The sequence below is a fragment of the Saccharothrix sp. ST-888 genome, from assembly GCF_000955975.1.
In the GTDB taxonomy this organism is placed as follows: Bacteria; Actinomycetota; Actinomycetes; order Streptomycetales; family Streptomycetaceae; genus Kitasatospora.
On record NZ_JYJF01000049.1, the window covers coordinates 34,547 to 48,205 of the forward strand.

12 protein-coding genes are annotated in these 13,659 nt (G+C 72.7%); 6 read left to right on the forward strand and 6 right to left on the reverse strand.

Going from position 1 to position 13,659, the window contains the following annotated elements; translation table 11 throughout:
* Positions 1-61: 61 nt before the first annotated feature.
* Positions 62-1,123: an ATP-dependent DNA ligase gene (locus UK12_RS17325; RefSeq protein ID WP_045303900.1), complete on the reverse strand. Its 1,062-nt coding sequence runs from the start codon at positions 1,121-1,123 to the stop codon at positions 62-64.
* A 78-nt stretch (positions 1,124-1,201) separates the two neighbouring features.
* On the opposite strand from UK12_RS17325, the gene ligD reads away from it, so the two are divergent.
* A complete protein-coding gene (ligD, locus tag UK12_RS17330) occupies positions 1,202-2,218 on the forward strand; it encodes a non-homologous end-joining DNA ligase (RefSeq protein ID WP_197084941.1) in 1,017 nt (338 codons plus the stop codon).
* A 216-nt stretch (positions 2,219-2,434) separates the two neighbouring features.
* On the opposite strand, the gene UK12_RS17335 is transcribed toward ligD, so the two are convergent.
* Positions 2,435-3,112 (reverse strand): histone deacetylase, encoded by a 678-nt coding sequence (locus UK12_RS17335; protein ID WP_231591258.1) that lies wholly within the window; start codon positions 3,110-3,112, stop codon positions 2,435-2,437.
* A gap of 245 nt (positions 3,113-3,357) precedes the next feature.
* On the opposite strand from UK12_RS17335, the gene UK12_RS17340 reads away from it, so the two are divergent.
* The 3 genes from UK12_RS17340 (at position 3,358) to UK12_RS17350 (ending at position 5,893) form a co-directional block, all read left to right on the forward strand.
* Positions 3,358-3,906 (forward strand): SigE family RNA polymerase sigma factor, encoded by a 549-nt coding sequence (locus UK12_RS17340; RefSeq protein WP_045303903.1) that lies wholly within the window; start codon positions 3,358-3,360, stop codon positions 3,904-3,906.
* Positions 3,890-5,041, forward strand: a complete 1,152-nt coding sequence (locus tag UK12_RS17345) for an alpha/beta hydrolase (RefSeq protein ID WP_052681949.1) — start codon at positions 3,890-3,892, stop codon at positions 5,039-5,041. The genes UK12_RS17340 and UK12_RS17345 overlap by 17 nt, the downstream gene beginning before the upstream one ends.
* A 213-nt stretch (positions 5,042-5,254) precedes the next feature.
* A complete protein-coding gene (locus UK12_RS17350) occupies positions 5,255-5,893 on the forward strand; it encodes a GNAT family N-acetyltransferase (RefSeq protein WP_045303904.1) in 639 nt (212 codons plus the stop codon).
* Between the two features lie 200 nt (positions 5,894-6,093).
* On the opposite strand, the gene UK12_RS17355 is transcribed toward UK12_RS17350, so the two are convergent.
* Together UK12_RS17355 and UK12_RS17360 are read right to left on the reverse strand one after the other, a co-directional pair.
* Positions 6,094-7,389 carry an alpha/beta hydrolase family protein gene (locus UK12_RS17355; RefSeq protein WP_156178777.1) on the reverse strand — a complete coding sequence of 432 codons (1,296 nt, stop codon included), beginning with the start codon at positions 7,387-7,389 and terminating at the stop codon, positions 6,094-6,096.
* An 85-nt stretch (positions 7,390-7,474) separates the two neighbouring features.
* Complete coding sequence (locus tag UK12_RS17360) at positions 7,475-8,662, reverse strand: 8-amino-7-oxononanoate synthase (RefSeq protein ID WP_045303918.1); 1,188 nt, start codon at positions 8,660-8,662, stop codon at positions 7,475-7,477.
* Positions 8,663-9,136: 474 nt separating this feature from the next.
* Between UK12_RS17360 and UK12_RS17365 the strand changes: the two genes are divergently transcribed.
* Both UK12_RS17365 and UK12_RS17370 read left to right on the forward strand, forming a co-directional pair.
* Complete coding sequence (locus tag UK12_RS17365) at positions 9,137-9,418, forward strand: hypothetical protein (protein ID WP_045303905.1); 282 nt, start codon at positions 9,137-9,139, stop codon at positions 9,416-9,418.
* Positions 9,419-9,568: 150 nt separating this feature from the next.
* On the forward strand, positions 9,569-11,344 hold the full coding sequence (locus tag UK12_RS17370; protein WP_156178778.1) for a PucR family transcriptional regulator: 1,776 nt from the start codon (positions 9,569-9,571) through the stop codon (positions 11,342-11,344).
* 61 nt (positions 11,345-11,405) lie between these two features.
* Here UK12_RS17370 and UK12_RS39785 read toward each other — a convergent pair whose 3' ends face one another.
* Both UK12_RS39785 and UK12_RS17380 read right to left on the reverse strand, forming a co-directional pair.
* Positions 11,406-12,149, reverse strand: coding sequence for a hypothetical protein (locus UK12_RS39785; RefSeq protein ID WP_052681950.1), 744 nt, complete (start codon positions 12,147-12,149; stop codon positions 11,406-11,408).
* Positions 12,150-12,391: 242 nt separating this feature from the next.
* The coding region (locus UK12_RS17380) for a S53 family peptidase (RefSeq protein ID WP_045303907.1) at positions 12,392-13,659 on the reverse strand (1,268 nt) is incomplete at its 5' end.

Consider the following 13,659-nt stretch of genomic DNA (forward strand, 5'->3'; position numbering starts at 1 on the left):
TCCTGAGGACCGCTCCGGCCCGTACCCGAGGGGGTACGGGCCGGGATGCCTACCGCGGACCTCAGGGGCCGAGCAGCTCCGCGAGGTCGTAGGAGACCGGCTCCTCCAGCTGGTCGTAGGTGCAGCCGGCCGGTTCGCGGTCGGGGCGCCAGCGGCGGAACCGGGTGGTGTGACGGAAGCGGGTGCCCTCCATGTGGTCGTAGGCGACCTCGCACACCCGCTCGGGGCGGAGCGGCACCCAGGAGAGGTCCTTGGTGCCCGTCCAGCGGCTGACCGCGCCGGGCAGCCGGGAGGAGGCCTGAGCGGCTTCGTCGGCCCAGGCGGCCCAGGGGTGTCCGGTGAGGTCGGTCATCCGCAACGGCTCCAGTTCCTCGACCAGTTGGGCCCGGCGGGCCATCGGGAAGGAGGCGCTGACGCCGACGTGCTGGAGCCGTCCGGCGGAGTCGTACAGCCCCAGCAGCAGCGAACCGACCACCGGGCCGCTCTTGTGCTCGCGGTAGCCGGCCAGGACGCAGTCGGCGGTGCGCTGGTGCTTCACCTTGAACATGGTGCGCTGGCCGGGACGGTAGGACTGGTCCAGTGGCTTGGCGACGATGCCGTCCAGCCCGGCGCCCTCGAACCGGGAGAACCAGCTGCGGGCCTGGTCGAGGTCGGTGGTGGCCGGGGCGGTGTGGACCGGCGGGCGGGCCCGGTCGAGCGCCGCGAGCAGGGCGACGCGCCGTTCGGCGAGGGGCCGTTCGGACAGCGCGTCGGAGCCGAGCGCGAGCAGGTCGAAGGCGACGAAGGAGGCGGGCGTGCGTTCGGCGAGGGTGCGGACCCGGCTGGCCGCCGGATGGATGCGCTCCAGCAGCTCCTCGAAGTGCAGCCGCCCGTCGTGCGCGATCACGATCTCGCCGTCCAGCACGCACCGTTCGGGCAGTTCGGTGCGGAACGCCTCGACCAGTTCGGGAAAGTAGCGGGTGAGCGTCTTGGCGGTCCGGCTGCCGATCTCGACCTCCTCGCCGTCCCGGAAGACGATCGCCCGGAAGCCGTCCCACTTCGCCTCGTACTGCATGCCGGGCGGGATCTCGTCCACCGCCTTCGCCAGCATCGGCGAGACCGGAGGCATCACGGGAAGGTCCATGCTCCGATAGTGGCGGGCCGGTTGCCCGCCCGCGTGCCGGACACGGCGGGCAGGGCCCGCTCGGCCTAGCGTGGGCCCATGGCTGCAACAGCAGGAGCGGTGGAACTCGAGGTGGACGGCCGGACGGTACGGCTCTCCAACCCCGGCAAGGTGTACTACCCGGCGCGGGGCTTCACCAAGCTGGACGTCGCCCGGTACTACCTGGCGGTCGCGCCCGGAATCCTGCGCGGGCTGCGCGAGCGGCCGACCACGCTGCAGCGCTTCCCCGACGGCATCGAGGGCGAGTTCTTCTACCAGAAGCGCGCTCCCAAGAACGTCCCCGACTGGCTCCCGACCGCGCGGATCGCCTTCCCGAGCGGACGTACGGCGGACGAGATCTGCCCCACCGAGCAGGCCGCCGTGCTGTGGGCCGCGAACCTGGGCTGCCTGACCTTCCACCCGTGGCCGGTCCGCCGCTCCGACACCGAGCACCCCGACGAGCTGCGGATCGACCTCGACCCGCAGCCCGGCACCGACTTCCGGGACGCCGTCCGAGCCGCTCACGAACTGCGCGGCCTGCTGGACGAACACGGGCTGCGCGGCTGGCCCAAGACCTCCGGCGGGCGCGGGCTCCATGTGTACGTGCCCGTGGAGCCGCGCTGGACCTTCACCGACTGCCGGCATGCGGTGATCGCCCTCGGACGGGAACTGGAACGGCGCATGCCCGGCCGGGTCACCACCGCCTGGTGGAAGGAGGAGCGCGGCGAGCGCATCTTCGTCGACTACAACCAGATGGCCCGCGACCGCACCATCGCCTCGCCCTACTCCCTGCGCGCCCGGCCGGAGGCCACCGCCTCGGCCCCGCTGCGCTGGGAGGAGCTGGACGAGGTCGCACCGACCGACTTCGACCTGCGCACCCTGCCCGAGCGGTTCGCCGAACTGGGCGATCTGCACGCCGGCTTGGACGACCACGCGTTCTCGCTGGACTCGCTCCTCGAACTGTCCGCTCAGCAGGCCCGCGACCACGGCGTCGGCGACCTCCCCTACCCGCCGGACCACCCCAAGATGCCCGGCGAACCCGCCCGGGTCCAGCCCAGCCGGGCGCGCAAGCACTGAGGGCGGGGCGGTCGGGGGGCTCGGCCGGTGGGGCGTGGCCGGCAGGGGCCGTGGACGGGATCAGGCGAGGTCGGTGCGCAGGTCGATGATCCGGGTCGCACCGCGTGCGCGCACACGCCTCGGTGCCACCGAGCCGAACGTCCCGCAGCAGCACCCGCAAGTCCTCATTCCGTAGGCGGCACCGAACACCACCGGATCGCATCACCTGATCGCACCTCAGATTTCGCAGAGCGCCGCGATCTCGGCGGCCGACCAGGAACCGGCCGCGCCGGGACGGGTGCTCAGGTAGTCCGCGATCCGCGCCAGGTCCCAGCCGTGGGCCTCGGTGAGACCGGCGGCGAGATGGCGCAGGTAGGCGGCCGACGGGCGGTTCAGCTTCGCACGGGCCCGTCGCCAGGACACCGTGCAGGTCAGGATCGGATAGCCGTCCAGCGCGCCCGGGCACACCAGGATCTCGTAGCGGCCGGGCCCCAGCTCGGCATGGCCGTCGGTCAACGCGCCGCTCAGCTCGAGATCCGTCCCCGGACTGCGGCGCATCTCCTGGGCGACGATGTCCGAGAACTGGCTCACCGTCAGCAGATAGGCCCGGGCGGGCATCTCGCCGCCACGCAACGGGTCGAAGAAACCCATGCCTCCCGTCCAGGTGCGCGACTCCAGTGCGAAGTACAGCTCCCCGCGCAGCAGGATCGGCGTCGCGCGTTCGGGACCGCTCCTGTCGCGGCACCCCGGGTAGATCCGCGTCGTGCCGGGTGGACAACCTCCCGTCAGGTAGTAGGCGAGCCGGGCGAGGTGCATGTTCGAGCCGTACGCCGCGTACCAGACCCGCTCGGGGTGTGGGTGCACGGTACCTGCGGTCAACGGCTCCGGCCGGACGGGATCACGCGGACTCGGCATGCGCCGAGGATAGCCCGGGGCCTCCGGGCTCCTCCGGAAGATCCCTGGAAGATCGCCGGAACGGGTCCGGAAATCCGCACAGGAGCTCTCGGAAGAGCTTTCGGACGTGCCGTCCGCGGCGGGCTTCGGGAGCGGCGGAGCACGGGCGGAGACCGATGGAGGGCGTGATCGAATTTCGGTCGGAACGGGCGGCAACCTGATCGATGCGGGTGGTGGTCTGGAGGGGTGAAAGGGGGTGCGCCTGGATGCGCGCGGAAGACGAGACAGAGTTCAGGGAGTTCGTCCAGGGGCGGTGGCCGTCCCTGGTGCGGACGGCCTATCTGCTCACGGGGGATCGTCACTATGCCGAGGACGTGGCCCAGACCGCGCTCGCCAAGGCGTACGCGTCCTGGCACCGGGTCCGGAGCAGCGACAACCCGGATGCGTATCTGCGCCGGATCCTGGTGACCAGCAACGCCAACCGGTTCCGCAAACGGCGGCCCGTGGAGTTCCCGACCGAGACGCTCCCGGACCGGCCCCACCACGGCGAGAGCGATCCCAGTGCACGGCTGGACCAGCGGCAGGTCCTGCTGGCCGCGCTGGCCGAACTGCCCGCCCGGCAGCGCGCCGTGGTGGTCCTGCGGTACTGGGAGGACCTGTCCGAGGCCGAGGTCGCCGCGACCCTCGGCTGCTCGGCCGGGACCGTCAAGAGCCAGGCGTCGAAGGGGCTCGCGAAGCTCCGGACCCACCCCCAACTGGCCGACCACACATGGCAGACCACCCGACCGGAGGTGCTCAATGGCAGACTTCGATGAGACCGATCTCCAACTGACACTCACCAACCAGGTGAACAACCTGACCGTAGGACCCGCGCCGTTCGAGGCGATCGTGCGCGAGGGCGGCAGGATCCGCCGTCGCCGCTACGCCACCAGGGCCGCTCTCACCCTGGGCGTCGCCGGGGCGATGGTCTCGGGCCTGATCCTCGTGCAGTCCGCCGCAGGGCGGCCCTCGCCCACCACTCCGACCGGGCCCGGGCCTGCTGCGGAAGTACCTGCGGTGTCCACTGGACCGACGGGAGCCGGGCTGGCCGGCACTGGCGGCACGGCCGGCCGGACCGGACTGACCCAATCGCCCGCGACGAAGGAGGACTTCCGGCCTGCCCAGGACTTGCCCGGCGTACCGAACGACGTCCTGGCCGCCACGGTCAAGGGGCCTGCCTCGGGGGTCGAGGGCCAGGTGCTGGTGTGGCTGCCCCCGCAGTACGACGACCCGGCCTACCAGGGCCGTACGTTCCCCGTCATCGAACTTCTGCCCGGGTTTCCGGGTTCGCCTGCGGCGTGGTTCGGCGCGATGCAGGCTTCGGAGCAACTCAAGGGACTGATCGCCGACCACGGATCCCAGCCGTTCATCCTGGTGGCGCCCCAGACCAGCCTGTCCAAGACGGAGGACCCCGGCTGCGCCGACGTCCCGGGCAAGGTCAAGGCCGAGACCTGGCTGACGCAGGACGTGCCGCAGCTGGTACTGAACGACTTCCGCGCCGACCCGGCCGCCGAACGCTGGTCGGTGGCCGGCTACTCGGCGGGGGCACACTGCGCCACCCGGCTGGGCATCGGGCACCCCGATCGGTTCCACGCGGTGGTGGGGATCTCCGGGTTCAACGATCCTGGTACGGAGTCGAGTTCGGTCGTCGCCAAGGACCCGAAGCTGCGGGAGTCGGCCAACCCGCTGAACATGCTCAGGAGTGCGGCGCAGCCCCCGCATGTCAGCCTCTACGAGGCCGGCGCCGCGCACGACGGACTTGAGGACGCGGAGGCGCTCAAGGACGCGGCCACATCGCCGACCACCGTGACCGTGGTGAAGAACACCGCGAGCCATACCCTCCAGAGCTGGCGTGGGATGGTTTCGGACGCGCTGCGCTGGCTCTCCCAGCAGACGCCCGAGCAGCGCTGACAGCACCGACAGCACCGACAGCACGTCATACCAGCCGGACCACCTCCCGGACCGTCGAAGCGGCGGCCGGAGCGGCGCCCGGATCGGGATCTGGTTCGCCGACCGGGCAGGCCCTCTCCCCTGTCGCCGGGCCGTCGGACCTCCCCACCGCCCGGCTGAGCCACCCCGTCCACCCCGTCCGGCAGCCACCGAGGCAAGCCGTAGGGTGAGGGCATGCTGGAGAAGATCTTGGCGGAGGCCGCCGACGGACTGTTCCCACCTGCCGACGGATCGGTCACGGTGGTGCCGCAGCCGAACGAGCGCGAGGCCGGAGTGATCGCGTTCAGCGCCCATGCCGTGGTGTTCACGGAGGAGGACCCGGCCTGGATCCGGGAGAGCATCGCAGCCTCCCCGGCCGATCCGCTGGCCGCGCCGATGTCCCCGTTCTTCCTCAGCGCCTTCGCCGAGCGGACCGGCCGTGTGATCAACACCATCGATCTGCTGACCGTGGCCGACCGGCTGCCCGGTGAACCACCGCTCCCCATGCAGCCGATCGAGGATCACGAGCACCCGCGCATCGTCCGTGCCCTGCTCTTCCGCGACGACGTCCGAGCCTGGACCACGCCCGGCGGAGTGCTGGTGCTCGGACGCGGCGTGGCCGGGCGGTGGGAGGCGGCGATCGAGGTCGACCCGCAGGCCAGGGGACGGGGGCTCGGCCGGGCACTGGCGGTGGCGGCGCGCCATCTGCTGCCGGAGGGCGAGCACCTCTGGTCGCAGCAGAGCCCGGGCAATGCGACCAGCGTCCGTACGTTCCAGGCCGCCGGGTACCGCCCGGTCGGCAGCGAGGCTCTGCTGGTGCACCGCACCGGCTGAGGTGCCGGGTGGGACTGCTGCACTGCCGGGGCGCTGTCCAGGACTGGTCATGACCTGACCTCACAAGACGGGAGCGTGACAACGGAACCGTGATGACGGAGCAGGGCCTGGCGAGTGGAGCCGTGGTCCTGCAGGCCGACGAGGGCTGCGGGCCCCCGGCCGGAGCCGAAGGGTGAGCAGAGCGCCCGGCGCCCGGCGCCCTACGGGATGAAGGTGCCCGGCGCGGTCGCGGGCCGGTCGAACAGTCCGCTGTCGCGGTGCTTCAACGAGCGGTCGAAGAAGCCCGCGAGGTAGGTCTGTTGAGCGGCCAGCACCGGACCAGGAGCTGCCCAGCCGATGTCGTCCTGGACGGTCTCGGTGGGCAGCCCGGTCTGCCGGGCGATCTGCGGGATCAGCTGCTCGGCGTCCGTGAAGGAGCCGTGCTTGGTGCCGCGCAGGTGCAAGTCCCGGTGCCAGCCCGGGGTGTTGTCCCAGAACGCCTCCCAGGAACGGAAGGTGTGGTGGTCGCTGGCCTGACTGCCCATCAGCAGAAAGGGTCGGTCGAGCCCGTCCACCGCGACCGGGGCGAGATTGGGGCCGCCGTCGTCCTGGTTGTTGCCGAGCGGGCCGTCCATGTTGACCCCGGCCCTGATCCGCCTGTCGTCGTGCATGGTCTCGGCAGCCGTGAAGCCGCCCGCCGAGTGGCCGAACATGCCGATCCGGCTCAGATCCGCGAGCTTGGCCAGATCCGGCGGAAGAGTGCCGGGGGTGGCCAGTCGGTCCAGTACGAAGCGGGTGTCGGCGACCCGGGTGTCCACGGTCTTCTGCGCCAGCGCCGGTATGCCGCCGTCCCGGATCGTCTTCTCGATCAGCTCGTCGGTGAAGATCGTGGTACGCACCGAGCCGTCCGGGAAGCGAACCGCCGGGGACTCGTAGGTGTGGTCGATGGTCACCACCACGTAGCCCCGGCTCGCGAGATCCTCGACCAGGGTGGTATCCCAGGAGGCCGGATCTCCGGCGCCCGGGGAGTACAGCACCACCGGCAACGGCCCGCCACCGGTGTCGGCCGGTGCGCCCTGGTGGGCGTGGGTGAGTGTGGCTCCCCAGTCCACCGTGTCGACCGGGATCCCGTAGTTCCGGTGGCCCGTGAACGTGTCGAACGCGGCGGCCACCCCCGGGGCGAGCTGCGGGACGAGCGGGTGACCGTCCGTCTGCACGGCGGGATAGACCACGTTGACCATCAGCTCACGGTGGGGAACCGTACTGACCCAGGGATCGGGCCGGGAGGTGTCGACCAGATGCAGCGAGACCGTGCCGAGTCGGTGCGGACCGGTGGGCGGCGGCAGGGTGAGCCCGGCCCGCTGCGCCGTGGCCGGCGTCGCTGCGGCAGCCGACGCGGCCGGGGCAGCGGGCGTCGCAGGGGAAGCGGCAGCCGGGACTGCGGAGCCCGCGGTGAGGGCCGCCGGAGCGGCGAGCGAGAGAACCAGGGCGGAGGGCAGGATCAGCTTTCGGATCATGGCATCCAGTCTGCCGACCCGTCGTCAGACGATCGATAGTGCAGACACCACTCTTCTCCGTACGGTCCGCACCACCCTGCGGGCCCTACCGGAGTACGGGCGCGGTCGCGCTGACGATGCTCACCGCGTGGGCGATCTGAGCGTCCGTCAGGTCGCCACGGGCGGTCAGGCGGAGGCGGGAGATGCCGTCCGGGACGGACGGGGGACGGAAGCAGCCGACCGCGAGCCCGGCGGTCCGGCAGTCGGCGGCCCACTGGACGGCGGCCTCCGGCCCCGGGGCGCGGACCGAGACGACTGCGGCGTCCGGCACACTCGCCTGCAGTCCGGCAGCGGTGAGCCGGTCCGCCAGGGTGCGGGCGACCTCGCGGGCGCGGTCGGCGCGCTGCGGCTCGGCGCGCAGCAGGCGTAGCGCCCCGAGGGCGGCGCCGACGGCGGCAGGGGCGAGGCCGGTGTCGAAGATGAAGGTGCGGGCGGTCTCGGTGAGGTGCCGGATGACCCGCCGGGGCCCCAGCACCGCACCGCCCTGGGAGCCGAGCGATTTGGAGAGCGTGGCCGTGGCGACCACGTCCGGCTGCCCGGCGAGCCCCACGGCGGCCGCCGCACCGCTGCCGCCGGGACCGAGTACGCCCAGCCCGTGCGCGTCGTCGATCACCAGCGCGGCGCCGTGCGCACGCGCGGCGGCGGAGAGCCCGGCGAGCGGGGCCGCGTTGCCGTCCACCGAGAAGACGGAGTCGCTGACCACCAGCGCCCGCCGGTGGGAACGGCCGGCGAGCACCTCGGCGACGGCCGCCGGGTCGCTGTGCGGGGCGCGGTGGACGTCGCTGCGGGAGAGCCGGCAGCCGTCGATCAGCGAGGCGTGGTTGTACGCGTCGGAGACGATCAGCGTGTCCGGGTCGGTGAGCGCGGTGAGGGCCGCGAGGTTGGCCGCGTACCCGGAGGAGAAGACCAGCGCCGCCTCGAAGCCGCAGAACTCGGCCAGTTCCTGCTCCAGTTCGCCGTGCAGCGCGGTGGTGCCCGTGACCAGGCGGGAGCCGGTGGAGCCGCCGCCCCAGCGCAGCGCGGCGTCGGCGGCGGCCCGGGTGACGGCGGGGTGGTGGACCAGGCCGAGGTAGTCGTTGCTGGCCAGGTCCAGTACCGGATCCTCTGCTGGACGGCTGCGCAGGGTACGGGTCAGCCCGGCTCGGGCACGGAGCTCGGCCGCCTCGTCGAGCCAGTCGAAGACGGCGTCGGGAGCGAGGACCTGCTGCTGCTCGGGCGCGGAGGACGTGACCATGGTCCGCACTCTGTCATCCCCGGCACCGGCCGGGCAATGTGCGCCTCCGCACAGGCCCGGACACGCCGCCGCACCAACCCCGTGAGCCTCGGACGTGCTGACGGCTCGGGCCGCGGGCACTGAGTACGCACCAGCCGCCGGGCACCCTGTGGCAACCTTCCTGCCTCCCCTGCCTGCGAGAGCTCGTTCGGCGCTCCGGGACTCCCCGTGCGGTCCGCACCGCCGGAGGCGCGGGCCATGGTCCGTCCGAGTTGCGTGGATCACGTCCGCACAGCGGCGGCGATTCGCCGGCTCCTGGCCGCCGGTGGCGAGACGCTCGCGAACGGAGCGCGGCAAGTCGCAGGTCCCCCCTCTCTCGACCGTCGCCAATTCCCCGGCCTGCCTGCGACGGAGGGCTGGCGCAGACCGGCCCGCACCGCCACCATGAGAGGCGCGGGAACATCCCCGGCGTCGTCGACGCGGAACGTCGCATCGATGGCCAACGGCCCGACCAAGAACACGGCCTGGCGCCGCACCAGCAAGTTCAAGGCCGGGGCGTCGGGATGGCGGGTCCTCACCTCGGTCCGGGTGGAACTCACCCTCGCACTGGTCCTGACCGCCGCCGCGATCGGCGCCATGGCGTCCGACAGCTCCGGATTCCTGCTGCTCATCGGGGCCATCTTCAGCCTGAAGTCGATCGTCTACTACGCGGCGGTCGGCATCGCCTTCCTCGCCGAACGCGATCTCCGACGAGCCGCCGCCGTGGCGTCCAGCTGATCCCGCCGCTCCGGACCGGGGCCGGGCCGGCGGCACACACCGGAGCGGAATGCCCGTCCCCGCCCTCTCACTTCCGCGCGCAATACGCTCTAGACTCCCGCTCCACCGAAAGGGGAGATCTTGCGAGCGGGAGACCCTGTGGACCCGGAGGTGCCCCCGGCGACGGCGCGGCTGACCGTACGGGACGTGCTGCGGCTGGAACTGGTGGCGCAGTGGGACGCCGAGGTGGTGGCCTGCCCCGAGCGGCTGGAGCGGCCGGTGCGCTGGCTGCACGTGGCGGAGGCGCCGGATGTGGCGGTGATGCTGACCGGGGGCGAGATGGTGCTGACCACCGGGCTGCTGCTGGCCGGTGACGAGCGGGCGCAGGTGGAGTACGTCGAGTCGATGCGGCGGGCCGACGCGGCGGCGGTGGTGCTGGGGCTCGGACGGGCGTTCCGGACGACTCCCGAGGCGATGCGACGGACCGCCGAGCGCTGCGGGGTGCCGCTGATCGTGCTGCACCGGCCCGCGCCGTTCGCCCGGCTGACCGAGGAGGTCCATGCCCGCCTGGTGCACGGCCGGTTCGCGGCGCTGGACCTGTCGGAGCGGATGCGCAGTTCGCTGACCGCGCTCAACCTGTCGGGTGTTCCGCTGCAACGGCTGCTCGACGAGATCGCCGGCTACAGCGGCGGCCCCGTGGTGGTGGCCAACCTGGCGCACCGGGTCCTGGCGACGGCGGGTGAACGGGGTGCGCTGGACGACCTGTTGCGCGACTGGGAACGCATCTCGCGCCAGGTCGCCGGACTGCTCGCACCCGGCCGTACGGGGGCCCGTGCCGACGACGGCCCCCGGCAGGCCCGGGCCGGCTGGGAGACCCACGGTCCCCCCGACAGTGACGGCGACGGTGACAACGACGGCGACGGACCGGTGACGGTCGGGCCGGACGGCTGGGTGGTCGCCCGACTGGAGGCGCGCGGCCGGCAGTGGGGGCAGCTGGCGCTGTTCGGCCACCCCGGCCCGGCCGATGCCGGACGGCTGCTGGCGCAGCGGGCGGCGGAGGCACTGGCCGTGCACCGGCTGCTCACCGACCGTCCCGGTGCCGCCGACGGCCGGGCGCACTGCTGGGAGGACCAGGCCGCCGAGGCCCTGCTGACCGAGCTGGCCTCGGGGACCGCCCGTCCCGAGCAACTGCTGCCGCGCGTCCGGGCGGCCGGGCTCCCGGTCGATCGGCGCCGGTTCGTCCCGGTGGTGTTCCGGCCGCGCCGGGCCGGCGAGTCGGGAGCGGTACGGGAGTCGGTCGAGCGGGCCCTCGCGAACGACCGCCCGGAGGCCGGCGGACGGCCGCGCACCGGCGGCCGCCGGACCACCCCGGAGGGCCCGGCCGGGCTGGCGGCGCGGATCGGCCCGGATGCGACGGCCGTCCTGCTGAGCATCCCGTGCGGGCGGGACGTCGACTCCGAGGTGTCCCGCTTCGCCGAGCGGGTGCATGAACGGCTCGGCGCGCTGGGCGTGGAGGCGACGGCGGGCGCCGGGTTCAGCTGTCCCGTACTGGACGAGGTCCGCCGCTCCTTCCTGGAGGCCGTGCACGTCGCGGACGCGGCGCTGGCCGCTCCGCCGACCGGCCCGGTCGCCCGGCTGCGCGACGTACGGCTGCGCGGACTGGTGCGCCTGCTGCGGGACGAACCGGAGCTGCAGGCTTTCATCGAGCGGGAGTTGGGACCACTGCTCGGCCGGCCCGAGCTGCTGGACGTGCTGCGCAGCTACCTCCGCACCGGCTGCAACAAGTCGCTGGCCGCCCAGGAGCACCACATCAGCCGTCCGGCGCTGTACCGGCGGTTGCGGACCATCGAGGTGCTGCTCGGCACGGAGTTGGCCGACCTGGAGCAGTTCACCTCGCTCTATGTCGCGCTGCTGGCGCACGATGCCCAACGGGGGGCGGGGAGTTGAGCGGTCCGCGCCTCACCGGGCCGGCGCTCCACCTTTTCCGGGCCCCGCGCCGGGGCGGTCGTCAGGCGTCGCCGTCGAGGAGGTGCTGGGGGATCTCGCGGAACGTCCAGTTCCCGGCGGTGCGGGTGAAGGCCCAGACCAGGTCGAAGCGGTCCGGCCAGCTGGCCGGTGCGCCGGACCGGTCGGCGCCGAGGGACTTGACGATGTCGGGGATCCGGGAGTGCTCCCAGCAGATCAGGACGGGTGCGGAGACGGCCAGGACGGCCGTCGCCAGGGCAGCTTCCTGCGACTCGGCGTAGGTCGTGTCGATCGGCAGGCCGAGCCGGCCGGCCAGCGGGGTGACGGTCTGCCGCATACGGTGGGCGCCGGCCAGCGGGCCCTGGTCGGTCGCAGCGAAGATCTTGGCCGGGCGGGCCAGGCCCGGCTTGAGCGGCTGTCCCTGCGGCGGCTCGAAGAGCTGCGGCAGGGCCTTGGCGCGGGCCCAGCCGCGTTCGGTCAGCGAGTGGCTGTCCTGGTGGCCGTTCTCGTCGATCCCGGGATGGCTGCCGTCGGGCTTCTCCCCGTGCCTGATGATCATCACGAACACGTCCCCGGCACCACCGCCGGTCGGAGCGGCTGTCCCGGTCGGTGCACTCGGTGCGGCCGTCTCGGCCCGGGAGGCGCCGGCCTCCGGGGCAGCCGCCCTACCGCCCTTGCCGCCGTGCGAGGAGCAGCCCGCCAGCAGCAGCGGGACCACCGCCGCCAGCCCGCCGATCAGCGCACGGCGCCCCAGCGGTCCGGCACCCTGCGTCGATACCTCGGTCATGCGAGCCTCTCCTCAGCCTCCGGTCTCCGTACGGACCTTAGCGCCCGAGTGTGCGCCGGAGGCGGAGCGGCCCGCCCACCGGTCCACACCTGCGCGGACGCACCTCCTCCGCGCGGTCGGCCCGGGCTCGGCACAGTGTGGGCCACACCCTGAAAGTCCGGTTGCCGGTACGGAGTCAGACTCCGTACCGGCAACCGGACTTGACGGCCGTCAGAGCCGGCCTCGGGTGATGTCCGGGACTGCTACTGGCCGCCGCCGAGCAGGGCCGAGGTCAGGCCGTCGGCGGTCGGGGAGCCCCAGCCGGTGACCTGGTCGTAGCCGGTGCCGGCGGGGAAGTCCTGGTTGGCACCGGAGGTGACGTCGTGGAAGGCCGAGCCGTAGTTGCCGCCGTTGGCGACCGAGTACAGCTTGGGGTTGGCCTCGCCGAGCGCCGACTGGCCGGCCGCGGTGGCCTTCTGGTTGAACAGCGAGGCGTAGCCGGCCCAGAGCGGGGCCGCGGCGGAGGTGCCGCCGTAGACCTGCCAGCTGCCGCCGGTGTAGATGGCGAAGCCGCTGGCCGGGTCGGCGTTGGAGGACACGTCCGGCACGGTGCGCATCGAGCCGCTGACGCCGGTGCCGGTCTGCCAGCTCGGCTGCGCGAACTGGGTGGAGACGCCGCCGCCGGCGGTGCTCCAGGCGCTCTCCGAGGAGTAGCTGTTGTCGCTGTTCACCTTCAGGTTGGTGCCACCGACGCCGGTCACGTACGGGTCCGAGGCGGGGAAGTCGACCGCCTTGACCGAGGAACCGCTGGTGGAGCGCGTGCAGTCGCGCGAGCCGTCGTCACCGGAGGCGGAGAAGATGCTGATGCCCTGGGCGGCGGCCTGCTTGAAGGAGTTGTCCACCGCGGTCATCGAAGAAGCCGTGGTGTCCGGCTCGCAGGATCCCCACGAGATCGAGATGACCGAGACCTTGTTCTCCGACACGATCTGGGCGGCCATGTCCAGCTCGCCCTGGTCGCTGTTGGGGGCCTCGTAGACCAGCTGCTGGGCCTTGGGGGCGACACCGCGCACGATCTCGGAGTCCAGCTCGACCTCGCCCTGGCCCTGGCCGGGCGAGCTGTCGTAGTTGGCGCCGTCCACCGAGACGGTGCTGACGGCCGGGCCGGAGAGGCCGAACTGGCTGTCGTAGGTGGTCAGGTTGTTGGAGTCGTAGCCGTCGAACTCCCAGAGGGCGACCGTGGTGCCGGTGCCGTCGGCGCTGATCTTGTCGAGGTTGTAGGCACCGTTGTACTGCGCGGGACCGACACCGCTCGGGGTGTCCCGGGGAGTCGCCGTCTTGGGCTTGGCCAGGCGGGTGGTGCGCACGGTCTTGTTGTTCAGGCCGGTGACGCCCTGGACCACCTTGGCCAGCGCGGTCGGCACCGAGGCGGCGGCGTCGTTGGCGAAGAACGTCTTGTTCTCCTGCTGGTCGACGTAGCGGCTCTCGTGGGTGCCGAAGGCCTTGGCGATCTGCGCGTTGCTGCCGGTGGCGT